This window comes from Chitinolyticbacter meiyuanensis (assembly GCF_008033135.1).
Taxonomy (GTDB): Bacteria; Pseudomonadota; Gammaproteobacteria; order Burkholderiales; family Chitinibacteraceae; genus Chitinolyticbacter; species Chitinolyticbacter meiyuanensis.
Genome location: NZ_CP041335.1, coordinates 4,252,006 through 4,274,774, shown reverse-complemented (window position 1 = coordinate 4,274,774; position 22,769 = coordinate 4,252,006). Strand labels below are relative to the sequence as shown.

The following is a 22,769-nucleotide window of genomic DNA, read 5'->3' as shown; positions in this document are numbered from 1 at the left end:
GGAGTAATACATATGAAAATCGGTCCTAGCGCTTCTGTTGATATTTCCCGTTACAACAAGCCTCAAGAAGGGTTGGAGGTACTGTATGGCTTGCCACGGGATGTTCGTTTTTGCAAAAAATGCAATATGTCAAACCAGCAGCCCATGTCTAGCAATGAATATGCACATAACAAAGACTCCAGAAAGACGACTATGTCTTTCGACGGAAATGGAGTCTGTCACGCATGTAATTTTAATGAGCTCAAAGAGACCGGAGAGATCGACTGGGAAGAGCGTGAACGCGAGTTGATTGAGCTGTGCGATCAATATCGCAAGAATGATGGTAGTTATGATTGTATCGTGGGGGGTAGTGGCGGTAAGGATAGCGCCATGCAGTCACACCTCTTGAAGTATAAGTACAATATGAACCCGTTGACGGTAACGTGGTCTCCTCATCTGTATACCGATATTGGGTGGAAAAATTTCCAGAATTGGCTCCACGTTGGCGGTTTTGATAATTATCTATATACGCCTAATGGCAAGATCCACCGGTTGTTGACGCGCAACGCAACGATCAACTTGTTGCATCCATTTCAACCGTTCATTCTCGGACAGAAAACATTTGTTGCGAAAATGGCTGCGCGCTTTAATATCCCATTGATTTTCTATGGTGAAATGCCGGGTGAGTATGGCGAAAAGATATCCCACAAAACATCTTCTTACGCCGGAAAAGATGCAAAGGTGGAGAGTGAAGGGTTTTCCTTGGACTACTTGGCCGGGAAAGATGTGCGAGACGTTTTCCTTGGTGGAAAAGCAATTGGCGAGTACCTCGATGAAGGCGTTCCATTGGTTGATCTGATGAGCTATCTTCCAATGGATCCAGAGGTGTTGCATAAGAAGGGTATTGATTTTAAATATCTGGGTTATTATAAAAAATGGGTTCCGCAAGAAGCCTATTATTATGCTGTCGAGCATACCGGTTTTGAAGCAAATCCCGTTCGTACGGAAGGCACGTATTCAAAATACAATAGTCTGGACGATAAAGTTGATGGGTTCTTCTATTTTACGCGTTGGATTAAATTTGGTGTGGGACGCGCCATGATGGATTCAGCGCAGGAAATTCGCAATCACCACATTACCAGGGAAGAAGGGGTTGCTCTGATGAACCGGTTTGAAGGCGAATATCCTGAGCGCTATGAAAAGGAATTTTTGGATTATATTGGCATGAGCCGAGAGGAGTTTCTGGCGACGTGTGATAAATTCCGTTCACCCCATTTGTGGCATGTCGTCGATGGTGAATGGAAGCTGCGCTTCAAGCCGGAGTAAATCCACCTGTTTGGCGAGGGCGCGTAGGTTTCGCAGTCACGCATCTTGGGTTTAATAACCCAGCGGTTGGGCCGGCACGGATCAAGGTATTTGCTTGGCCTATTCTGAGCCACATGCTTAGCACCTGAAGCGATTAATATCGTCGCGCATGATGAGATTCAAAAAGAATGAGTATTCAGGATAGAAACGTACGCTTGATAGGTAGATTGGACGTTAAGGGCGAAAACCTAATAAAGGGCGTGCATCTTGAAGGTTTGCGCATTATCGGAGATCCACAAGAATACGCCGAGCGCTATTACCAACAAGGGGCTGATGAGCTCATATATATGGATATTGTAGCTAGTCTATATGGTCGCTCCAATTTGACTGAAATCGTGCGTCGTGCGGCGAAGTCGGTTTTCGTTCCGATGACCGTTGGAGGGGGAGTTCGGAGTGTTGAGGATGTCAGAGAGTTGCTTCGGGCCGGCGCTGATAAGGTGGCAATTAACACTGCTGCGGTCAAACGCCCTGAATTGATTTCCGAGTCAGCTCTCCGATTTGGCTCCCAGTGCGTGGTTTTGTCGCTTGAGGCAAAAAAGCTTCGTTCGGGCCGATGGGAAGTTTATACCGACTGTGGTCGAGAAGGTTCGGGCCTCGATGCTCTTGATTGGGTGCGTAAGGCAGTAGAGCTTGGTGCGGGGGAAGTGCTGGTCACTTCAATTGATCAAGAAGGGACGCGCAAAGGTTTTGACTGCGATTTGGTTCGTGATGTCTCTGAGGCAGTACATGTACCGGTAATTGCAAGCGGCGGTTACGGCGAGCCAGCTCATCTTGATGCCGTGCTTGCGGCAGGAGCGAATGCTGTGGCGTTTGCAGATGCGCTACATTATGGGCGGACCACAATTGGGGTACTCAGAGAACAAGCCCGGGAACTGGGAATGCAGGTAAGGGTAGTTTAATATGAAAGATATATATATTGTTGACTATGGCGTTGGCAATCTATTTAGCGTTGAGCGGGCTTTCGATTATTGTGGTGCAACGAGGATCTATACTGGAGTAGATTTCGCTCGCCTCGAATACGCATCAGCGCTGGTTATTCCAGGTGTTGGCGCTTTTGGCGATGGGATGCAAGGCCTGCAACAAGCAGGCTTAATTGACCCGATTAGGAAATTTGCGTCAACAGGAAAGCCGGTTTTGGGGATCTGCTTGGGGATGCAGATGCTTCTGTCGGTTGGAGTAGAACACGGAAGGCACGAGGGTATTGGGCTGATTCCTGGGGAAGTTGTTCCTATTCCCGCTGAGCGGGCAGATGGCAAAGTCCGGAGAATACCATCTATAGGATGGAGGGAGTTGGATTGTCGTTGTTCTGGCGTAAACGTACCCACTTGGTTACACCCTACACACGGTAAATCAGTTTACTTGGTGCATTCTTACCGTGCATTACCGGAAAATCCTGATCATGTGATTGCCACTTACAACTATGAAGGGCAAGAAATTGTGGCAGCGATAGGTGTAGCTAACGTCCATGGAATGCAATTTCACCCTGAAAAGAGCGGCGGGCTGGGCTTGGACATTTTGAAGGGTTTTGTCGAAAGCATATAACCCGTTGAATACTTATGCCTTATTACAATTTTACGCTTCAAGACCTTTTAAACATAGAAGATGAAGCGCCTCTAGATGATTTTTTTTGTCCCAGTACCGGGCTTCTTTTGTGGCCGCTGGTTCGTGTGGCTTTCTTCAGAGAAATTATATCTGATCTGGTCTATTCAACTGCAATTTCAAGTGTTTCGAATGGACCATCTGCTTTTCAAAAAGCTTCTGCTCTATTTCGTGCCGAGCTGTGGAACATAGGTCTACAATATGCAGGAATGCGCGCCTCTTTATTGTGCGTAACTGATTCTGTAGCTGATCGCTTTATCGATGGCAGGCGTTTTAATCGACTTTCAGATCCATTGCTAAACTGTTATGACGGAAACTCTGTTTGTCTGCTAGAGCAATATGATTGGAAGTGGCCATTTCCGCGACACAAATCTCGAGTTTTACTTCATGGGCCGAGCCAAGCAAGAATTGCAGTCATCGGGCACTTAAGGGCAAGAATACCTAACGTAAAAGCTGCTACTGTTGAACTTGTTAATGCAGCGTGTTCGGCAGCCCAAAGGATTTTAGGTTGGAATTTAACCAGCAATCGCAAATTGGCTTTCGAACACTTTGTTGCGCGAAAAATTGGCGGGCTTCCTGCAGCCCTTGCTTTATACCGCAATATGGTGGAATCGATACAACCTTCTTTCCTTTTAGCAAGTGGCGCTAGCTACGGCCCGCTCATGCCTTTGATTTATGCCGCACGGGAAGTAGGAGCTTGTGTCGTAGAATTTCAACACGGCGCAATCTCCCGAGGACACGATGCGTATAATTTTGGCGATCGCATTTTTCAATCAAAAGTTTATCGAAGCGCGCTACCCGATTATTTTCTCAGCTACGGACGATGGTGGGAAAGCCAGGTGAATCTTCCGGTGAAAATGGTTACTGTAGGCAATCCTGCTCGCCCCGAAGGGGGGGGGGTAGGACGAGGGGGGCGCCCATTCATCATTATCCTGAGTGATGGCATAGAATTTAATAAGTATGCTGAGTTGGCGCATTCAATGATTGATTACGCAAAGCAAAGAGGTTTGCGCATTTTAATCCGACCACATCCGCTGGAGCGACAAAGGGTGAGTTCAATGACCTTTGATGACGAAGATATTATCGCTTTAGATGACTCCTCTACGATATATGATGCTGTATCTGGCGCAGAAATAGTTATTAGTGAAGTTTCGACAGGGCTGTTTGATGCGGTTGGCTTATGCAAGAAAATCTTAGCTTGGCGCACAGCGAAGTCTATCTTCGCATATCCGGTACTTCCTTTTTCTAGTTTTTCCTCAATCGATGAATTATTCGAAGTGTTGGAAAGTGCTGATCAATCTGAAGAAGAAAGGCTTGGAGATGAGCTTTGGGAAAAGAACTGGGAAAGCAATTTCAAAAATTTTATCCAGATGGTTGAATAAGACTTGGCTAGTGTCTTGTATATGTCGATAAAGTCAAATACGACCATGGCTTCTTCTTGTGTTCGAAAAGTAGATCGTGCATTTTCTATGCTGTTGGTTTACTATTTTTTATTGCAATTTTTTGTTTTTGAAGGGGTGATTGTTGGTGCGTCGTCGGTGTTGTACTTTGCCTTTGTAGTTCCTTCTTTTGCGGTGTGCCTTGTTGGCTATTGTTTTTCTTTCATGACTAGGGGGTTCAGTTTCTCCCGGGTTGAGCTTGTTTTTTTGGGGTTTTTCTTTTTTTCATTGTTTGTTTGTTTGTTTCGCTCAGATATTGATTCAGCTAAATATGTTATAGCACTTTCCCTTCTTCCTTTGTTTGTATTTAGGTTGCGCCCTTCAGTGTCGGTGGGGCTAATCAATTTTCTTTTCATATTTTCGATTTTTGCTACAACCGCAGCTTATTTTTTTGGCTATAGCAATTATTTGCCTGTGCTTGGCTTTTCAAAAGATGGCCAGTTGCCATGGAGAGGCTCTCTTCTTCCGCAAGTTGCCACTGGGGCGATATTCTCGCTATTGGTCTTCGTGGTAAATCTCTCAAAATTTGGAGAGGGGAGGAGATATCGAATCCTCGTTGTTTTGGCTGCAGCGATGGTGATATTTTCTGGCTTGAGGACGGCGATCATCTGCATGTTTCTTGCGCTGCTGTACTTTGTGTTTCTTTTTCGAAAGCGCTCTAACTCGCATTTTTTTTGTCATTTGGCTGTTGTGTTTTTGTTTACGGCGCTTTTTGTTGTATTTGTGCTTTCCACCCAGATTATCCTTTTGTTGCAAGACTATGTGCCGATCGTTTTGTTTCAGTACCTGTTTAGAGGGGAGGCCGGTTATATCGATGCAGATTCCTTGCGCCAATCGGTTTATAGAGGATGGCTTTGGCTTCAGCATATATTAATTTGGCAGCAAAATCCCCTTTGGGGTTTTGGGTCTTTTACGCTGGACGAGATGACATTTGGTGAGAAGATTGCCGCAAATGGCACCGGATCTGAATCTTTTTTTACGGGCTTGCTGGCTCGGTGTGGGATTGTTTCTGCATTTCTTTTTGTGCTAGCGCTAGTGCTAAACGCGAATTGCGCATTCAAGAATGGATGGCGACATTCCTTAATTATTCTTTTGCTTTTTTTTATAACCATGCTGTCGTATGGTAGCTACGTCAACTCATATGATTTTCTTGCGATGCTCTTTTTTTCCCTGTTGTCAGTGAGGCCGCGTTGAATAAGAATGTTTTGTACATCGATGGGGTAGGACCATTTGGTGGTGCATCGCGTAGTCTTTTTGAGCTTGTAGCAGCTTTGCGGTCTTTGGGCGTCAGTGCCTATTTTGTCGCAGCTAGAGGTACTGCGCTGTCCTATTATCGCAAAGTTGCAGATGATGTTATCGAAACACGCGGCTTAACTCGCATTGATAATACACAATATAGCTATTACCGCGGATTACGTTGGCTGATTCTGCTTCGGGAAGTTTTCCATCTGCCTTTTACCTTTTTCGCGCTTGTCAAGGCATGGCTGCGGTGGCGAAATAATATTGATTTAATTCATTGTAACGAAATTACAGAAATTTTTCCTGCCCTTTTTGCTAAATGGCTATTCAAAAGGCCATTGGTGCTTCATGTACGTTCTTCTCAGCGGCGTGAACAAAATGCTTGGCGATCTCGTCTAATTCTATTTCTGCTCAAACGGCATGTCAGTACTATAGTGGCTATCGATGAAACTGTTAGGTCGACCTTGCCCGCTGAGTTGCCGTGTGTTGTTGTGCACAATTCATTTTCTGCGCCCGCGCAGGAGGAGAAGGCCAGCCGACAGGAAATGATGCTCCAGTCGAACGACTCGATGTGTGTTGGGTTCGTCGGAAATTTGCAACACGCCAAAGGGGTGGTTGATTTAATTCGAGCGGCTGCGTTGGTCAAAGAGCGAGCTGGTGCCGCAGTGGAGTTTGTTTTTGTGGGCGGTAAGACTCGCCCGAGCGACGGCTTGAAGGGGCGACTACTTCGTTTCGCGGGCTTTGCACAGGACGTTTCTGATGATCTTGAGTCATTGGTGCAGCAACTGGATTTGACGTGTAATATTCATTTTGTCGGACACCGCAACGATATACATCGGTTTTACCCGGCCTTTGATGTGCTGGCTTTTCCATCTCATTTTGATGCTCCTGGCCGTCCGGTGTTCGAAGCGGCCTTTTATGAGGTGCCTTGCTTGGTCTGCGTTGAGGATCCTTTGCCGGACACGGTTCGCCCAGGAGTTACTGGCCTTTGCGTGCCAGCACGCGATCCTCGTTCGCTGGCAGATGCAATTCTGTGGTATTTGCGCCATCCGCAGGAACGACGGCAAATGGGTCTCGCGAGCAGAGACTTGGCGCTCGAATTTTTTGTGCCAGAAGATAACGCAAAACGCATTTTAGCGGTTTATGAAGCTTTGGCTTAAGTCACTTCAAGTGGATGGCGAGATTGGAATATAAAATTTGTAGCCGTTGTATTATGGATATATCAGCACCTCATATCGTTTTTGACGAGCGGGGCTGGTGTAGCTTTTGTCAAAATTTTGAAAGTGATATTGCGCCAAACTGGCATGTGGATGATCGAGGTGCCGCTCAACTGGCTGCCATGGCAGATACTATTCGTTTATCCGGAAAAGCGCGTGATTTTGATTGCATCATCGGTCTCAGTGGAGGCTTGGATAGCTCTTATGCAGCATTCGTTGCCAAAGAAAAAATGGGCCTGCGCCCCCTGCTATTCCATGTTGATGCTGGGTGGAATACCGATCAGGCCGTAGGCAATATAGAGAAGCTGGTAGATGGGTTGGGTCTGGATCTTTATACCGAGGTGGTAAATTGGGAAGAGGTCAAACGCCTGCAAGTTGCGTTTTTAAGATCGGGTATCCCCGATCAAGATCTGGTGCAGGATGCTGCCTTCTTCTCTGCCCTCTACAAATTTGCTAGGCAGCATAATATCAAGCATGTTATTACAGGTTCAAATTTTTCCACAGAATGCTGTCGAGAGCCGGAAGAGTGGGGTGGTTATTTAGGGATTGATAAACGATTGTTTGGCGATATTTGGAAGCAATTTGGTGATGGTGAGCTTGGTTCGTTTCCACTGACGGATATTTTTGTTTATAAAATTGTTTATCAAAAAATACTTGGAATGAAGGTTCATCACCCACTGAATCTTATTCCTTATCTGAAGGTAGATGCCGAGAGAGAGTTGGCCGAGCGATTTGGGTGGAAGAGTTTTAAGCATAAACATCACGAGTCGCGATTTACCCGTTTTTATGAAGATTATTGGCTCCCCAGGCGCTTCGGCTATGAAAAGAGGCGAGCTCATTTTTCAAGTTTGATCATGACGGGGCAAATGACCCGGGCTGAGGCATTGCTTCGAATAGCTCAGCCGGAAATGGATGAGCATTTTCTTTCTCAAGAGTTCGAGTATGTGGCTCATAAATTGGCACTTTCGGTTGACCAATTGCAAGCGCTTTTTGATATGCCAAGGCACACATACCGTAATTATAAGAATAAGCGCTGGGCGATTGGCTTGGGCGCACGCGTGATGCGTCGGCTTGGCTTGGAGAAGAGGTACTTTAGGTGATTCGCGTTGTCGACTATGGCGTGGGTAATATCCAAGCGTTCATGACCATGTTCAAACGCTTGGGTATCCCTGCTGAGCGCGCGCGAACCGCTGCCGAACTTTCTGACGCAACCCGCCTGATTCTGCCTGGCGTTGGCGCCTTTGATCACGCGATGCAGTTGCTTAATAATTCTGGCATACGTTCTGCTCTGGAAAGTGCGGTACAAGTTCAGGGGGTTCCAGTGTTGGGAGTTTGCGTGGGTATGCAGATGTTGGCGACTGGTTCGGATGAAGGTGTTCTGAAGGGGTTGGATTGGATTCCCGGACGTGTGAAGGCATTTGCTAAGACCAGCCAATCAGCCGAGTTGCCGATGCCCCACATGGGGTGGAATGACCTTCAGCCTAGTGAAGGCGCGCAGCTTTTCGGCCGTGGTTTTGAGGCGGACCCGCGTTTTTACTTCCTGCATTCGTATTATTTCGATGCGGAGGACAAGGCGCACGTAGCAGCGACTGCGCATTATGGCCTCGACTTCGACGCCGTTGTGTCGCGCGGGCACATTCACGGTGTTCAGTGCCACCCAGAGAAAAGCCATCACTGGGGCGCGCAACTTCTAAAGAACTTTGCGGAGCTTTAAGCCATGCTGCGCCCACGTATCATTCCCTGTCTGCTGGTTCACAAGGGCGGGCTGGTAAAAACACAAGGCTTCAAGTCGCCCAAGTACGTTGGTGATCCGATCAATGCAGTGAAGATCTTCAACGAGAAGGAGTCTGACGAGCTCATCGTCCTAGATATCGATGCAACGGTGAATGGCGTGGAGCCGGACTACGGACTCATCGCCAAGCTGGCCGAAGAGTGCAGGATGCCGCTTTGTTACGGTGGTGGTATCACGACTGCGGCTCAGGCTGCCCGGATCATCGATTTGGGGGTCGAAAAGGTTGCGATCAGCGCTGCGGCCATCGTGAATCCTGCATTGTTGGGGGAAATCGCCGCTGCAATTGGCAGGCAGTCCGTTGTTGCAGTCTTGGATATCCGCAAACGCAGTGGTTTGTTTGCCAAGGGATACGAAGTCTGTACCCACAATGCCAAGCAGTCACACAAGGTGGAACCCGTCGAAATGGCTGTGCGGCTGCAAGAGGCGGGGGCTGGCGAAATCGTTGTCAACTCGGTTGATCGCGACGGTGAGATGAAAGGGTACGATCTGGAACTGGCGCGCAAAATGCGCGACGCCCTTCGCGTGCCGACTACGTTCTTGGGTGGGGCGGGTTCGCTGGACGATATCGGTGCACTTGTCGACACTTGCGGTGTCGTGGGGGCCGCGGCCGGCAGCCTCTTCGTTTTCAAAGGCAAGTACCGGGCGGTGTTGATCAACTATCCATCGCCGGCGCAAAAAGACGAAATTTGTCGCGGCGCCCGACGGTTTGTGAAGAATTGATTTGGAAAGGACTGTGATGTTTTCGGACAAGGTGTTGTTGATCACTGGTGGGACGGGTTCGTTTGGCAACGCGGTACTTCGGCGCTTTCTGGATTCTGATCTGCGTGAAATTCGCATCCTGAGTCGTGACGAAAAAAAACAAGACGACATGCGAAAGAAGTACCAAGACCCGAAGCTGAAGTTTTACATCGGTGATGTACGTGACTACCAGTCCGTGCTGAACGCCGTACGCGGTGTCGATTTCATCTACCACGCTGCCGCCTTGAAGCAAGTGCCTTCGTGTGAGTTTCATCCACTCGAAGCCGTGAAGACCAATGTGCTTGGCACTGAAAATGTGCTGGAAGCGGCCATTGCATCTGGTGTGAAACGCGTTGTGTGCCTGAGCACCGATAAGGCGGTCTATCCGATCAACGCGATGGGAATCTCCAAGGCGATGATGGAGAAGGTCGTCGTGGCCAAGTCGCGAAGCAGTAGTTCGACTGTGATCTGTGCAACCCGTTATGGAAATGTGATGGCTTCGCGGGGCTCGGTGATTCCGCTGTTCGTTGATCAGATCCGCTCCGGCAAGGCAATCACCATTACCGATCCTCATATGACGCGTTTCATGATGACGCTGGATGACGCGGTGGACTTGGTGTTGTACGCATTTGAGCACGGCCATCCTGGCGACATCTTTGTGCAGAAGGCCCCTGCAGCGACAATTGAAACGCTGGCGCGGGCATTGACCGGGCTGCTCGAAAAACCTGATCATCCGATCAATATCATTGGTACACGACACGGTGAGAAATTGTATGAAGCCCTGTTGAGTCGTGAAGAAATGGTCGCAGCCCAGGATCTCGGCGGTTATTACCGCGTGCCACCCGATTTGCGCGATTTGAACTACGGAAAGTTTGTCGAGCAGGGCGAAGTAAAGATCTCCGAGGCAGTCGACTACAACTCTCATAACACGACGCAGCTTGGCGTGAAGGAGATGCAACAGCTGCTGATGAAGCTACGCTTCATGCAGGCCATCACCGCCGGTGAGTATGTGCAACCGGAGGAATGAGCAATGAGAGTTTTGGTAACCGGTAGCCAAGGATTTATCGGCAAGAATCTTGTTCTTAGGTTGCGAGAGCGGGGTGATATCGAGGTTCTTGAATTTGTGCGTGGCGACTCCGATGCGCAATTGTTCGATGTCGTCCGTGCTGCCGATGCCGTTGTTCATCTTGCCGGAGAAAACAGGCCCCCTTCGCCGAACGCATTCGAGATCGTCAACGTTGGCCTTACCGAGCGGCTGTGCGATGCCCTCACGAAGGCGGGCAGTCAAGTGCCGGTTATTTTGGCCTCGTCAGCCCAGGCGGAACTGGATAATCCGTATGGCCGCAGCAAATTAGCAGCAGAGCGGCGAGTGACCGAGCTTGCCAACACCCACGGCAATTCGGTGACGATCTACCGTTTGCCAGGTGTGTTCGGGAAGTGGTGCAAGCCTAATTACAACTCGGTCGTCGCGACCTTCTGCCATAACATCGCCAATGATCTCCCGATCCAAATCAACGATCCGGGTCGGGAGATACAGCTGGTATATATCGACGACGTGGTGACTTCGTTTCTGGCAGCGCTTGAAGCGCCGCAGTCCGGCGTTCGGCAGGATATCGTTACGCCCGGATATAGTCTCACCTTGGGTGAACTTGCCGAGCAGATTACTGCATTCACAAATTGCCGATCGACACTGATTTCGGAGCGGGTCGGTACCGGGCTGGTCCGCGCGCTATACGCGACCTACGTGAGCTATTTGCCTAAGGAAAAATTCGTCTACGATGTGCCTGCCTATGGCGACGCACGTGGTGTTTTCGTCGAGATGCTCAAAACGCCCGATGCCGGACAGTTTTCGTTCTTTTCCGCCCATCCTAGCGTGACGCGAGGCGGGCATTATCATCATTCTAAGACAGAGAAATTTCTGGTGATCAAGGGGCGGGCACGTTTCGGCTTTCGGCATATGTTGACGAATGAGGTCTATTATCTGGAAACCTCAGGGAATCAGCCACGCATTGTCGAAACGGTGCCAGGCTGGACGCACGACATCACAAACATCGGCGACGATGAAATGGTGGTGATGCTCTGGGCCAATGAGATTTTCGATCGGGATCGTCCCGACACGATCGCAAGCAAGGTTTGAGATGAAAAAGCTGAAAGTAATGACGGTCGTGGGTACGCGACCGGAGATTATTCGTCTGTCCCGTGTGCTCGCAAGGCTTGACGAACATTGTGAGCATGTCCTTGTTCATACTGGCCAGAATTATGATTACGAACTCAACCAAGTTTTTTTTGACGACTTGGGCGTACGTAAGCCCGACTACTTCTTGAGCAGCGCAGAAGGGAGTATCAGCGCAGCGCAGACGATTGGTAATTTGATTACTGCTGTGGACGGTGTGTTAGCGGACGTACAGCCCGAGGCCATGCTGGTATTGGGCGATACGAATAGCTGCTTGTCCGTGATTCCTGCGAAGCGCAGAAAAGTGCCCATCTTTCACATGGAAGCGGGGAATCGTTGTTACGATCAACGTGTGCCGGAAGAGACGAATCGCAAAATCGTTGACCATACCGCAGACATCAACCTTACCTATAGCGATATAGCACGCGAATATCTATTGCGGGAAGGACTGCCTGCGGATCGCATTATCAAAACGGGCAGCCCGATGTTTGAAGTGCTTAACCACTACCGTGCAAATATCTCTGCTTCAACTGCGTTACAGCGCCTTGATGTTCGTGCCAATCAGTACTTTGTGGTGAGTGCGCATCGCGAAGAAAATATTGATTCGGATGCTCATCTTGAGAAACTGATTCAAACACTTAACGTGGTTGCGGAGCGATTCCAGCTTCCGGTGATTGTCTCCACGCATCCGCGCACCCAGAAGCGGTTCGATGCCAAGGGCGCAAGTTTCAATCCGCTCGTTCGATTGCTCAAGCCCTTGGGTTTCAACGACTATGTGCGACTGCAGATGGACGCACGTGCGGTACTTTCCGACAGCGGCACCATCACCGAGGAATCTTCGATCCTGAACTTTCCCGCACTGAATATCCGCGAGGCCCATGAGCGCCCTGAGGGTATGGAAGAAGGGGCTGTGATGATGACCGGGCTCGACCCTGAACGGGTGATGCAAGGATTGGAAATACTGACTACGCAGCCACGAGGGAGTCAGCGCCTGCTGCGCCAGGTAGCGGACTACAGCATGCCCAATGTATCCGACAAGGTCATTCGAATCCTGCATAGCTATGTGGACTATGTGAATCGTGTCGTCTGGCGCAAGGAAATTTGATTCGCATGCGCATTTTGGTTGTGTCGCAGTACTTTTGGCCCGAAAATTTCCGGGTCAATGATCTCGTGCAGGCTTGGTGTGAGGCTGGCCATTCGGTCACGGTATTGACTGGATTGCCTAACTATCCGCAAGGCGAGGTATTTGCCGATTATATAGCCTCACCGGAACGTTATAAAGATTTCCACGGTGCGAAGGTAATTCGTACCCCTCTGATTGCGCGCGGCACCGGTGGCCTTCGTTTAATGGCGAACTATGCCAGCTTCGCTATCAGCGCCTGTATTGCAGGAGCGTGGCATCTGCGAAAGCAATCGTTCGACGTGATTTTTGTCTTTGAGCCTTCTCCGGTGACGGTGGGATTACCGGCGATATTGTTGCGCAGGCTCAAACGGGCGCCAGTGGTGTTCTGGGCGCTCGATCTTTGGCCTGAAACCTTGGCTGCTGTGGGGGTGGTGCGCTCGTCACACATGCTCGCGGTTGTCGGCATGCTTGTGAAGTTTATCTATCGGCGTTGTGACGTATTGCTGGGGCAATCCAAGGGATTTTTGCCTAGTTTGCGTCGATATGCAGGCAATGCTGCAGATATCCGGTTTTTTCCAAGCTGGGCGGAAGATGTCTTTGGTTGCGAAAGTGAGCCCGCTCCGGAACTGGCAAAAGATCCTGCGTTCTTCACCATCCTCTTTGCTGGCAATGTCGGCGAGGCTCAGGATTTTCCCGCTGTTCTGGCAGCTGCGGAACTACTGCGCGAGCGGCCGGTTCGATGGGTGATCGTTGGTGATGGCCGCATGACTGATTGGCTGAAACAGGAGGTTGAGCGACGAGGGCTTGAACAACAGGTCTTGTTGCTTGGTCGGTACCCTGTCGAGCGGATGCCATCGTTCTATGCACACGCGGATGCACTGTTGGTGTCGTTGAAGTCGGATCCGGTCTTTGCACTGACCATTCCAGGCAAGGTGCAATCGTATTTGCTGAGCGGTGTGCCGGTGTTGGCAATGCTGGATGGTGAGGGCGCTCGCGTTATTGATGAGGCGGAGGCTGGTATTGCCGTGCCTGCGGGTAAAGCGGCAGATTTGGCTGATGCAATATCTAGAATGGCGGCGATGCCGGAAGAGCACCGTGCCCAGATGGGGCGATGTGGTCGTACTTATGCCTTGCGTGAGTTTGATCGCGCGACGTTGCTCAAGCAGCTGGAGCAATGCTTTGTTGAACTGTGTGCCCACAGGAAGTTGAAATGATCTTAGTGACAGGAGCGAGTGGATTTGTGGGCTCACGCCTTTGCGAGCGTCTTGTTCAGGATGGTGTTGCCGTCCGCCCGGTGGTGCGGCAAGCGCGAGTTGGTGCCTACCAAGTGAAGAGCCTTGATGCCGACACGGACTGGTCCGGTGCTTTGTCGGACGTCACGGAGGTCGTTCATGCCGCTGCACGAGTGCATGTGATGGACGAAGTGGCTCTGGATCCGCTCGCTGAATTCAGGAAGGTGAATGTCGAAGGGACGTTACATCTAGCGCGTCAGGCCGCTGTGGCTGGCGTGAAGCGGTTTGTATTCATCAGCTCGATCAAGGTGAACGGTGAGCAAACTGCCCCGGGGCACCCATTTCGAGCGGATGATGCACCGGCTCCGATGGATCCTTACGGCGTTTCAAAAAACGAGGCGGAGCAAGGGTTGTTGGCTTTCGCGCATGAAACAGGCATGGAGGTGGTGATCATTCGCCCGCCACTGGTATATGGCCCGGGTGTGAAAGCGAATTTTGCCAAGATGATGGCAACGCTCGCGCGTGGTGTGCCGCTGCCTTTCGGTCTCGTCGATAACCGCCGTAGCTTGGTGGCCTTGGACAATCTGGTGGACCTTATTACCGTCTGCCTTCGCCATCCGGCTGCGGCTAACCAGATTTTCCTGGCCGGCGACGGGGAGGACCTGTCTACGGCACAGCTGCTACGGCGGCTTGCCGACGCATTAGGGCGCCCGGCGCGACTGTTGCCGGTGCCCATCGGTTTGATGTCCGGAGTTGCTCGGTTATTGGGAAAAAAGGCGTTCACCCAGCGCTTGTTTGGTTCACTTCAGGTGGATATCGAGAAAAACCGGCAATGTCTGGGTTGGGTGCCGCCTGTTTCCGTCGACGATGGTTTGCGCCGCGCTGCGGCTCACTTCCAGGGGCTGCGGCAATGATGCTGAGTCTGGGCCTAGTCGCGTTGACCGTGCTGTCTTTCGTTCTAACCGGCCTATTGCGCCGCTATGCGCTGGCGCGCAGCCTGATGGATGTACCCAATGAGCGTAGTTCACACGTGATACCCACGCCGCGAGGTGGGGGCGTTGCGATTGTCATCGGTTTTTTGGTCGCGTTGCTTGTGCTTTGGTATTCGGAGGTGATCCATTCGGCAACTGCCTTGGGCTTGGGCTTGGGCGGAGGCTTGGTTGCGGCCATCGGTTTTCTGGATGACCACGGACACATCGCGGCGCGTTGGCGGTTGCTCGGTCATTTTGTCGCTGGCGTCGTGACGCTCTTCTGTTTGCAAGGCGTGCCTGCAATTCCGGCTTTTGGCGGCACGCTGGAACCGAACGCGTTCTGGTTGCTCTGCACGGTGATTTATTTAGTGTGGCTGCTCAATCTTTATAACTTCATGGATGGTATTGATGGCATCGCGGGCATAGAAGCGTTGACGGTTTGCCTAGGTGGAGTGATATTGAGCTGGCTTGGTTTGGGAAGTAACCCCGTATGGTTGTTGCCGGCGACGTTGGGGGTTGCCGCATTGGGGTTCCTGATCTGGAATTTTCCGCCTGCCAAGATCTTCATGGGTGATGCTGGAAGCGGTTTTCTTGGTTTTGTTCTTGCCGCGATGGCAATCGTCTTCGCGCATTTGAAGCCGCCGCTGTTCTGGTCCTGGATTATTCTGCTCGGCGTGTTCGTTGTCGATGCCACAGTCACCTTGATTCGCCGCGCGCTTCGGCGGCAGCGTCTGCAAGTCGCCCATCGCAGCCATGCGTATCAGCACGCATCCCGTATGGCTGGAGCACATCGTCCCGTGAGTCTGGCCGTCGCTGCGATCAATCTGTTCTGGTTGCTTCCCGCGGCGTGTCTGGCTGCGCTGGGTTGGCTGGACGGAGTGATTGCCTTGCTGATTGCATATGTTCCGCTCATTGGTTTGGCGGTCTACTATGCTGCCGGTGCACCGGAAAAACAGTTGGCCTAGAGCTCGGAAGAAGATTGCCATGAATGAAGTGATTGTGGTTGGAGCGGGTGGCCACGGCCGAGCTGTTGCGGAGGCCTTGTTGCTGGAAGGCCGATATCGGATTGCTGGATTTGTCGACGATCAGACCATCGTTGGTGTGGAGGTATTCGGATTACCGATATTGGGAAAAACCGATCAGCTTCCCGAACTGAAACGCCTAGCCACCCACGCAATCGTGGCTATTGGGAACAACACGGTCCGGAAAAAACTCTCCCTCTTGGCGGAAGAGGCGGGATTTACGCTGGTCACGGTAGTGCACCCTGCTGCCGTCGTTGCGCCCTCTGCGCAATTGCAACCCGGTGTGGCGGTGATGTCGGCTGCGGTAGTGGGAACGGAGGCTGTACTTGCCAGAGGAGTAATCCTGAATGCAGGGGCCATCGCTGATCATCATTGCCGATTGGACGAGTTTGCCCACCTCGGTGTAGGTGTTCATCTGGCCGGTGGCGTGCATATAGGCGCAAGTGCATGGTTGCAGGCGGGGTCGGCTGCGGGATATGGCGTTGCCGTTGCGCCGGAAAGCATCTACCCTCCGGGCTCTTCTCTCAAGGCATAGCTGTATGGCACGACGACCGATCCCGATGTTTTATCGGTTTACCCGCATGAGCCGCACTTCCAAGGCCATGCTGATTGCGGCGATAGACGCCATCGTGTTGCCTTTGATGGTCTGGCTGGCTGTTTGTTTGCGCTATGGCAAATGGATACGCCCGGAGCCGACCGATCTGGTCGGATATGCCACGCTGTCGCTGATAGCGTTGCCGTTGTTTCTGAGAACGGGCATGTATCGCGCCGTGATCCGCTATCTGGCAGACCGCGCTGTGCTGGTCATGCTGGGTACCGTGTCGATTGTCGTGCTGGTTTATGCCGGCGTAGCGCTGCTGGTGGGGCACTGGGGAATTCCCCGCAGCGCCTTTCTCATCACATGGCTGCTGGTGGTGTTCTATATGCTGGCCAGCCGCTTTTCGGTGCGCATGCTGCTGCGTAATTTCTCCAGGCAGGCGGCAAGGCGCAAGGCTGTGGTGATTTACGGTGCGGGCAGTGCCGGACGACAGCTGGCAATAGCGTTGAACCACAGCGGTGGATATAAGGCTGTTGGTTTCATCGATGATGATGAGAGCCTGCATGGTCTGGAGATGGGCGGATTGACGGTGTTTGGCCCGAATGATCTGCCTTGGCTGATCCGGAAGAAGAAAGTGCGCCAAGTCTTGTTGGCGACGCCTTCGGTGAGTCGCAATCGGCGCATCGAACTAGTGAATTGGCTAGAGCCTTTCAAGCTGGAAGTGCGTACGGTGCCAGGGATTGCTGATTTGGTCAGTGGCGAAGTCAAGGTGTCTGATGTCCGCCATGTCGACGTCGACGAATTGTTAGGGCGCGAGGCCGTGCCGCCCAATGAGGACTTGCTGGTTGCAAATATCGACGGCAAGGTGGTGATGGTGACCGGTGCTGGCGGTTCAATCGGTTCCGAGCTGTGTAGACAGATCCTTAGGTTCGGCCCAACACGGCTAGTACTGTACGAGATGTCAGAATTCGGTCTGTACAGTATCGAGCAGGAATTGAGCAGAGCGAAGTCCGTTTCGGGCTTGGATGTTGAGCTAGTGCCAGTTCTTGGATCGGTGCAGAACGGATTGCGCGTCGGGGCAATCATGCAGCGTTATGGCGTGCAGACTGTCTATCACGCCGCTGCATACAAACATGTGCCCATTGTCGAGTTCAATATCGTTGAAGGTGTGCTGAATAACACTTTCGGTACGCTGGCGACCGCGCAGGCGGCTTTGCAGAACGGCGTCGAAACTTTTGTCTTGATCTCTACCGATAAGGCGGTGCGCCCAACCAATGTGATGGGTGCCAGCAAGCGCATGGCGGAGTTGGTACTGCAAGCCTTCGCTGATGGCGGTGAAGGCAACACCCGTTTTTGTATGGTGCGCTTTGGCAATGTGCTGGGCTCGTCTGGTTCCGTTGTGCCTTTGTTCAAGAGGCAGCTTGAAGTAGGCGGGCCGATCACGGTGACTCACCCGGAGATCACCCGCTATTTCATGACCATTCCCGAGGCGGCTCAACTGGTCATCCAGGCGGGCGCCATGGGCGATTCGGGGGAAGTATTCGTGCTCGACATGGGGCAGCCCGTCAAGATCGTCGAGCTTGCGAAGCGGATGATTCACCTGAGTGGATATTCGGTGCTCGATTCGCAAAACCCGGATGGCGATATTGAAATCCAGTATTCTGGACTACGGCCCGGCGAGAAGCTCTACGAAGAGCTGCTGATTGGTGACAACGTCTCTGGCACGTCTCACCCTCGAATCATGAAGGCGCGCGAACATTTTTATACCAAACAGGAAATGGACGTGGTGATTGCCCGCTTGGCAGAAGCCTGTGCCTGGAACAACTTCGACGCGATCATGTCGTTGCTGCGGCTGTGTGTGACCGATTTCCAGCCAGAATCGACGATCAAGGACCATCTGTACGAAGAGCTTTGATGTTCCGGCGACCGGGAAACCGGCTTGCGCCGGTTTCCCGGTGATGTTCAATCAATGACGACAGGCGGAAAGCCCTTCACCAAGTCGTCGATCGCCTTCGTCTGTGCGAGGAAGGGCTCCAGTTGCGCCAGTGGCAAAGCACTTGGCCCGTCGCATTTGGCCTCGTTCGGATTGGGATGGCTTTCCAGAAACAGGCCGGCGATGCCGACAGCCATGCCAGCACGGGCGAGCTCCAGTACTTGGCTGCGGCGACCGCCGGAAGCCTTGCCGCCTGGGTCGCGCTGTTGCAGCGAGTGCGTTACGTCGAAGATCACCGGTAGGTCATTGCAGGTTTTCTTCATCACGCCAAAACCGAGCATGTCGACTACTAGGTTGTCGTAGCCGAAGCTGCTGCCCCGGTCGCACAGGATCAGCTTGTCGTTGCCGGCCTCAATGAATTTCTCGACGATATTGGCCATTTGCGAAGGGCTGAGGAACTGTGGCTTCTTGATGTTGATCACGTTGCCGGTCTTGGCCATGGCGACGACGAGGTCGGTCTGCCGGGCGAGGAAGGCGGGCAGCTGCAGCACATCGACCACTTCCGCCACCGGGGCGGCCTGCCACGGTTCGTGCACGTCGGTAATCACCGGCACGCCGAATTCCTGCTTCACCGCTTCGAAGATGCGCAGGCCTTCTTCCAGACCCGGACCGCGGTAGGAGTGCACGGAGGAGCGGTTGGCCTTGTCGAACGATGCCTTGAACACATAAGGGATGCCGAGCTTTTCGGTGACGCGCACGTATTCGGCACAGATCTTGAGCGCGAAATCCTTGTCTTCCAGTACATTGACGCCGCCGAACAGCACCATGGGGGAATGGTTGCCGATACGGACGTTTGAGGTGATATTCATAGCTTACCTTTGGTGAACTAGCGCGATCAGCTCGCCGGATGGTTCTGCGCGATATTGCATGTGATGCAGCAACAAGGCCGGAGAGCCAGCTGTGGCGATTGGATAGGGATGTCTGAATGATACTCGTGACAGGCGGCGCTGGCTTTATCGGCGGCAACTTCGTACTCGACTGGGTGGCCGGCTCCGATGAGCCGGTACTGAACCTCGACAAGCTGACCTATGCCGGCAACCTGGAGACGCTGGCTTCGCTGCAGCAATGTGCCGGGCATGTTTTTGTTCAGGGCGATATCGGGGATGGCGCGCTGGTGGCGCAGCTATTGGCTGATCACAAGCCGCGCGCGGTGATCAATTTTGCCGCCGAATCTCACGTGGATCGCTCCATCCATGGCCCTGCTGATTTCATCCAGACCAATATCGTCGGTACGTTCAATCTGTTGGAGCGCGTGCGTGTCTACTGGTCAGAGCTGTCAGAGCCGGAGCAGACGCAATTCCGTTTCCTGCATGTTTCCACTGACGAGGTATATGGGAGTTTGCAGCCGGACGAGGCGCCCTTTGCGGAACGTGATCCGTACGAGCCGAACAGTCCTTATGCCGCGAGCAAGGCGGCGAGCGATCATCTGGTTCGGGCTTGGCACCATACGTATGGCCTGCCGGTGCTCACCACCAACTGCTCCAACAATTACGGACCCTTCCATTTTCCGGAGAAGCTGATCCCGTTGGTGATCCTGAATGCGTTGGCCGGCAAACCGCTACCCGTCTATGGGGATGGTCAGCAAGTGCGGGATTGGCTCTACGTGAAGGACCACTGCGCAGCGTTGCGCCAAGTGCTCGAGGCCGGGCGCGTTGGCGAAACCTATAACATCGGCGGTTGGAACGAGCGGACGAATCTGCACGTCGTGCAGGCGATCTGCACGCAGCTCGACGAACTCAGGCCTCGCCCGGATGGCCACCACTACGCGGAACAGATCCAATTTGTGGCTGATCGCCCTGGGCATGATCGCCGGTATGCCATTGATGCCCGCAAGGTGGCAAACGAGCTGGGATGGCGGCCGGCACAGACTTTTGAATCAGGTTTGCGGGAAACGATAACGTGGTACCTCGCCAATCCGGAGTGGATCTCGGGTGTGACCAGCGGCAGCTATCGCGATTGGGTTGGTCTGCACTATGGTCAATGACGCGCCGCGACTGCTGCTGACAGGCAAGGACGGTCAACTGGGCTTCGAGCTTGCCCGCAGCTTGGCGCCGCTGGGTTCGTTGCACATGTACGGTCGCGCTGAATGCGATCTTGCTGACGTGGCTGCGGTAGGCCAGTTGCTCGATCGAGTGCGACCTCAGATCATCGTCAATGCGGCGGCGTATACAGCAGTCGACCGCGCTGAATCTGAGCCGGACCGCGCGCATGCCGTCAATGCGACGGTGCCGGCACTGCTGGCTGCTTGGGCATCCCGGCATGATGCATTGCTGGTCCACTACTCCACCGACTATGTGTTCGACGGGCGGGGGGCGACGCCATGGTCGGAAGGCGCGACGGCCGCGCCATTGTCGGTCTATGGGGCCAGCAAGCTGGCGGGCGATCAAGCGATTGCCGACAGCGGCTGTCGGCATCTGATCTTGCGTACCGGCTGGGTTTACGGGGTGCACGGCGGCAACTTCGCCAAGACCATCCTGCGCTTGGCCGCCGAGCGTGACGTCTTGTCCGTGGTGGCGGATCAACGAGGGACACCCACGGCTGCGGCGTTGCTCGCGGACGTGACCGGCCTGTTGTTGCGTGACTACTTGCGAAACCGTATCGGCTTTCCCGATGGGCTGTATCATCTGGCCGCCGCAGGCGAGACGAGCTGGCACGGCTATGCGCAGGCGATTGTTGCCGGGGCATGGGCGCGAGGAATGCGCTTGCGCCTGCAGCCCTCGGAAATCCGCCCGATTGCCAGCGTCGATTATCCGCAGGTCGCAACGCGACCGGCCTATTCGGTGCTCGATTCCCGATACCTGTGCGGCACGTTCGGCCTCGTTCTGCCAGACTGGCGGCATCACTTGGCGCAAGTGCTCGATACCGTGTGCGCGCCCTTATCGAGGTGAGCAATGCAATCTATCCGCAAGGGCATCATCCTGGCTGGTGGTTCAGGAACCCGGCTTTATCCGGCGACGTTGGCGGTGTCGAAGCAGCTGCTGCCGATCTATGACAAGCCGATGATCTACTACCCGCTGTCCACGCTGATGATGGCGGGTATCCGCGACATCCTGATCATCTCCACGCCGCAGGATACCCCTCGCTTTGAACAACTGCTCGGTGATGGTGCGCGTTGGGGGCTCAAACTGTGCTATCGCGTGCAACCCAGTCCGGATGGCTTGGCGCAGGCATTTCTGATCGGCGAGGATTTCATCGGCGAGGATGGAGTAGCGCTGGTGTTGGGCGACAATATCTTCTACGGCCACGATCTGCCGGGGCTGCTTGCTGCCGCAGCCGCCAAGCCGAGCGGGGCCACGGTCTTTGCATATCGGGTGAACGATCCGGAACGCTATGGGGTAGTGGCATTCGATGGCGCCGGCCGGGTGACGAGCATCGAGGAAAAGCCGGCGCAGCCGAAATCAAGTTTCGCTGTGACCGGGTTGTATTTCTATGACAATCGGGTGGTGGATATTGCACGCCAATTGAAGCCTTCCCGGCGCGGGGAGCTGGAAATTACCGATGTGAACAGCGCTTACCTCACTGCGGGTGTGCTCGATGTCCAGTTGATGGGAAGGGGATATGCATGGCTGGATACCGGGACTCACGAGTCGTTGCTGGAGGCCGGGCAATTCATCCAGACGCTGGAGGCACGCCAGGGGGTCAAGGTATGCGCACCGGAAGAAGTAGCATGGCGACAAGGTTGGATCGACGATGGTGCGTTGGCGGAGCTTGCCGCACCGTTGGCCAAAACGGGTTATGGCCGCTATTTGCAGGCGGTGCTTACTGAACGTTACCCCCGATGAAAATACGTACAACGACAATCCCTGATTTGCTGTTGCTTGAGCCGACGCTCTTTGAGGACGAAAGAGGTTTTTTCTTCGAGAGTTTTCACCAGCAGCATTTTGACAAGGCGCTCGGGTATTCCGTCCGTTTCGTGCAGGACAATCACTCAGGTTCACGCCGGGGTGTACTACGGGGGCTTCACTATCAAAGTGAGCCTCACGCGCAAGGAAAGCTGGTGCGTGTTCTTGCAGGGCGCATCTTCGATGTTGCGGTCGACGTGCGTCGTGATTCAGCTACTTTTGGGCAATGGTGTGGTTCAGAACTTTCTGCCGAAAATAGGCTTCAACTCTGGGTTCCGCCTGGCTTTGCACATGGATTTGTTGTACTGGATGACAATACGGAAGTCGCGTATAAGGTGACGACTTTCTGGCAGCCCGGAGCCGAGAAGTCCATTCGTTGGGATGATCCCGACTTGGCGATCGACTGGCCCATCAAGGCGCCGATTTTGTCGCAGAAAGATGCGCAAGGATTGCGTTTCAGGGATATGGATTAGAGTTTGCGCAAGCAGAATGCGTGCGCTGTTGAAC

General features: G+C 52.9%; 22 protein-coding genes. 21 read left to right on the top strand and 1 reads right to left on the bottom strand.

Annotated features, from left to right (window positions below; all coding sequences use genetic code 11):
• Positions 1-12 precede the first annotated feature (12 nt).
• From FLM21_RS20455 to FLM21_RS20375, 17 genes are all read left to right on the top strand, one after another.
• Entirely contained in the window at positions 13-1,305 is a 1,293-nt protein-coding gene (locus FLM21_RS20455; protein WP_148717349.1) for an N-acetyl sugar amidotransferase, read from the top strand.
• Positions 1,306-1,472: 167 nt separating this feature from the next.
• Positions 1,473-2,243, top strand: a complete 771-nt coding sequence (gene hisF, locus FLM21_RS20450) for an imidazole glycerol phosphate synthase subunit HisF (RefSeq protein WP_148717348.1) — start codon at positions 1,473-1,475, stop codon at positions 2,241-2,243.
• Position 2,244: 1 nt separating this feature from the next.
• Complete coding sequence (gene hisH, locus FLM21_RS20445; protein WP_148717347.1) at positions 2,245-2,886, top strand: imidazole glycerol phosphate synthase subunit HisH; 642 nt, start codon at positions 2,245-2,247, stop codon at positions 2,884-2,886.
• Positions 2,887-2,900: 14 nt separating this feature from the next.
• Positions 2,901-4,325, top strand: coding sequence for a hypothetical protein (locus FLM21_RS20440; protein ID WP_148717346.1), 1,425 nt, complete (start codon positions 2,901-2,903; stop codon positions 4,323-4,325).
• A gap of 45 nt (positions 4,326-4,370) precedes the next feature.
• Entirely contained in the window at positions 4,371-5,576 is a 1,206-nt protein-coding gene (locus FLM21_RS20435) for an O-antigen ligase family protein (RefSeq protein ID WP_187360016.1), read from the top strand.
• On the top strand, positions 5,573-6,781 hold the full coding sequence (locus tag FLM21_RS20430) for a glycosyltransferase family 4 protein (RefSeq protein ID WP_148717344.1): 1,209 nt from the start codon (positions 5,573-5,575) through the stop codon (positions 6,779-6,781). The genes FLM21_RS20435 and FLM21_RS20430 overlap by 4 nt, the downstream gene beginning before the upstream one ends.
• Before the next feature lie 23 nt (positions 6,782-6,804).
• Positions 6,805-7,938: an N-acetyl sugar amidotransferase gene (locus FLM21_RS20425; protein WP_222846734.1), complete on the top strand. Its 1,134-nt coding sequence runs from the start codon at positions 6,805-6,807 to the stop codon at positions 7,936-7,938.
• The gene (hisH, locus tag FLM21_RS20420; RefSeq protein WP_148717342.1) at positions 7,935-8,552 is read left to right on the top strand and encodes an imidazole glycerol phosphate synthase subunit HisH; all 618 of its coding nucleotides are present in this window, start codon (positions 7,935-7,937) and stop codon (positions 8,550-8,552) included. The genes FLM21_RS20425 and hisH (FLM21_RS20420) overlap by 4 nt, the downstream gene beginning before the upstream one ends.
• 3 nt (positions 8,553-8,555) lie before the next feature.
• Positions 8,556-9,350, top strand: a complete 795-nt coding sequence (locus FLM21_RS20415) for an AglZ/HisF2 family acetamidino modification protein (protein ID WP_148717341.1) — start codon at positions 8,556-8,558, stop codon at positions 9,348-9,350.
• A 16-nt stretch (positions 9,351-9,366) separates the two neighbouring features.
• Complete coding sequence (locus FLM21_RS20410) at positions 9,367-10,395, top strand: polysaccharide biosynthesis protein (RefSeq protein WP_148717340.1); 1,029 nt, start codon at positions 9,367-9,369, stop codon at positions 10,393-10,395.
• Between the two features lie 3 nt (positions 10,396-10,398).
• Complete coding sequence (wbjC, locus tag FLM21_RS20405; protein WP_148717339.1) at positions 10,399-11,505, top strand: UDP-2-acetamido-2,6-beta-L-arabino-hexul-4-ose reductase; 1,107 nt, start codon at positions 10,399-10,401, stop codon at positions 11,503-11,505.
• 1 nt (position 11,506) lies between these two features.
• Positions 11,507-12,646, top strand: a complete 1,140-nt coding sequence (gene wecB, locus FLM21_RS20400) for a non-hydrolyzing UDP-N-acetylglucosamine 2-epimerase (protein ID WP_148717338.1) — start codon at positions 11,507-11,509, stop codon at positions 12,644-12,646.
• Positions 12,647-12,651: 5 nt separating this feature from the next.
• A complete protein-coding gene (locus tag FLM21_RS20395) occupies positions 12,652-13,878 on the top strand; it encodes a glycosyltransferase family 4 protein (protein WP_148717337.1) in 1,227 nt (408 codons plus the stop codon).
• Positions 13,875-14,810, top strand: coding sequence for a UDP-glucose 4-epimerase family protein (locus tag FLM21_RS20390; RefSeq protein ID WP_148717336.1), 936 nt, complete (start codon positions 13,875-13,877; stop codon positions 14,808-14,810). The genes FLM21_RS20395 and FLM21_RS20390 overlap by 4 nt, the downstream gene beginning before the upstream one ends.
• Entirely contained in the window at positions 14,807-15,832 is a 1,026-nt protein-coding gene (locus FLM21_RS20385) for an MraY family glycosyltransferase (RefSeq protein WP_148717335.1), read from the top strand. Before FLM21_RS20390 ends, FLM21_RS20385 begins: the two co-directional genes overlap by 4 nt.
• Before the next feature lie 19 nt (positions 15,833-15,851).
• A complete protein-coding gene (locus FLM21_RS20380) occupies positions 15,852-16,424 on the top strand; it encodes a PglD-related sugar-binding protein (protein ID WP_148717334.1) in 573 nt (190 codons plus the stop codon).
• 46 nt (positions 16,425-16,470) lie between these two features.
• Positions 16,471-18,342: a polysaccharide biosynthesis protein gene (locus FLM21_RS20375; protein ID WP_222846733.1), complete on the top strand. Its 1,872-nt coding sequence runs from the start codon at positions 16,471-16,473 to the stop codon at positions 18,340-18,342.
• Positions 18,343-18,389: 47 nt separating this feature from the next.
• Here FLM21_RS20375 and kdsA read toward each other — a convergent pair whose 3' ends face one another.
• Entirely contained in the window at positions 18,390-19,229 is an 840-nt protein-coding gene (kdsA, locus tag FLM21_RS20370) for a 3-deoxy-8-phosphooctulonate synthase (RefSeq protein WP_148717333.1), read from the bottom strand.
• A 116-nt stretch (positions 19,230-19,345) separates the two neighbouring features.
• Here kdsA and rfbB point away from each other — a divergent pair, with 116 nt between their 5' ends.
• From rfbB to rfbC, 4 genes are read left to right on the top strand one after another with little or no spacing between them, the layout of a single operon-like run.
• The gene (rfbB, locus tag FLM21_RS20365) at positions 19,346-20,404 is read left to right on the top strand and encodes a dTDP-glucose 4,6-dehydratase (protein WP_148717332.1); all 1,059 of its coding nucleotides are present in this window, start codon (positions 19,346-19,348) and stop codon (positions 20,402-20,404) included.
• Positions 20,394-21,308 carry a dTDP-4-dehydrorhamnose reductase gene (rfbD, locus tag FLM21_RS20360; RefSeq protein ID WP_148717331.1) on the top strand — a complete coding sequence of 305 codons (915 nt, stop codon included), beginning with the start codon at positions 20,394-20,396 and terminating at the stop codon, positions 21,306-21,308. The genes rfbB and rfbD overlap by 11 nt, the downstream gene beginning before the upstream one ends.
• 3 nt (positions 21,309-21,311) lie before the next feature.
• A complete protein-coding gene (gene rfbA / locus FLM21_RS20355) occupies positions 21,312-22,202 on the top strand; it encodes a glucose-1-phosphate thymidylyltransferase RfbA (protein ID WP_148717330.1) in 891 nt (296 codons plus the stop codon).
• Complete coding sequence (gene rfbC, locus FLM21_RS20350; protein WP_148717329.1) at positions 22,199-22,735, top strand: dTDP-4-dehydrorhamnose 3,5-epimerase; 537 nt, start codon at positions 22,199-22,201, stop codon at positions 22,733-22,735. Before rfbA ends, rfbC begins: the two co-directional genes overlap by 4 nt.
• Positions 22,736-22,769 lie beyond the last annotated feature (34 nt).

Bases quoted from the DNA above. Each gene is read 5' to 3' on its own strand.
- FLM21_RS20455 (WP_148717349.1), top strand. From the start codon at position 13: ATGAAAATCGGTCCTAGCGCTTCTGTTGATATTTCCCGTTACAACAAG.
- hisF (WP_148717348.1), top strand. From the start codon at position 1,473: ATGAGTATTCAGGATAGAAACGTACGCTTGATAGGTAGATTGGACGTT.
- hisH (WP_148717347.1), top strand. From the start codon at position 2,245: ATGAAAGATATATATATTGTTGACTATGGCGTTGGCAATCTATTTAGC.
- FLM21_RS20440 (WP_148717346.1), top strand. From the start codon at position 2,901: ATGCCTTATTACAATTTTACGCTTCAAGACCTTTTAAACATAGAAGAT.
- FLM21_RS20435 (WP_187360016.1), top strand. From the start codon at position 4,371: ATGGCTTCTTCTTGTGTTCGAAAAGTAGATCGTGCATTTTCTATGCTG.
- FLM21_RS20415 (WP_148717341.1), top strand. From the start codon at position 8,556: ATGCTGCGCCCACGTATCATTCCCTGTCTGCTGGTTCACAAGGGCGGG.
- FLM21_RS20410 (WP_148717340.1), top strand. From the start codon at position 9,367: ATGTTTTCGGACAAGGTGTTGTTGATCACTGGTGGGACGGGTTCGTTT.
- wbjC (WP_148717339.1), top strand. From the start codon at position 10,399: ATGAGAGTTTTGGTAACCGGTAGCCAAGGATTTATCGGCAAGAATCTT.
- wecB (WP_148717338.1), top strand. From the start codon at position 11,507: ATGAAAAAGCTGAAAGTAATGACGGTCGTGGGTACGCGACCGGAGATT.
- FLM21_RS20395 (WP_148717337.1), top strand. From the start codon at position 12,652: ATGCGCATTTTGGTTGTGTCGCAGTACTTTTGGCCCGAAAATTTCCGG.
- FLM21_RS20390 (WP_148717336.1), top strand. From the start codon at position 13,875: ATGATCTTAGTGACAGGAGCGAGTGGATTTGTGGGCTCACGCCTTTGC.
- FLM21_RS20385 (WP_148717335.1), top strand. From the start codon at position 14,807: ATGATGCTGAGTCTGGGCCTAGTCGCGTTGACCGTGCTGTCTTTCGTT.
- FLM21_RS20380 (WP_148717334.1), top strand. From the start codon at position 15,852: ATGAATGAAGTGATTGTGGTTGGAGCGGGTGGCCACGGCCGAGCTGTT.
- FLM21_RS20375 (WP_222846733.1), top strand. From the start codon at position 16,471: ATGAGCCGCACTTCCAAGGCCATGCTGATTGCGGCGATAGACGCCATC.
- kdsA (WP_148717333.1), bottom strand. From the start codon at position 19,229: ATGAATATCACCTCAAACGTCCGTATCGGCAACCATTCCCCCATGGTG.
- rfbB (WP_148717332.1), top strand. From the start codon at position 19,346: ATGATACTCGTGACAGGCGGCGCTGGCTTTATCGGCGGCAACTTCGTA.
- rfbD (WP_148717331.1), top strand. From the start codon at position 20,394: ATGGTCAATGACGCGCCGCGACTGCTGCTGACAGGCAAGGACGGTCAA.
- rfbA (WP_148717330.1), top strand. From the start codon at position 21,312: ATGCAATCTATCCGCAAGGGCATCATCCTGGCTGGTGGTTCAGGAACC.
- rfbC (WP_148717329.1), top strand. From the start codon at position 22,199: ATGAAAATACGTACAACGACAATCCCTGATTTGCTGTTGCTTGAGCCG.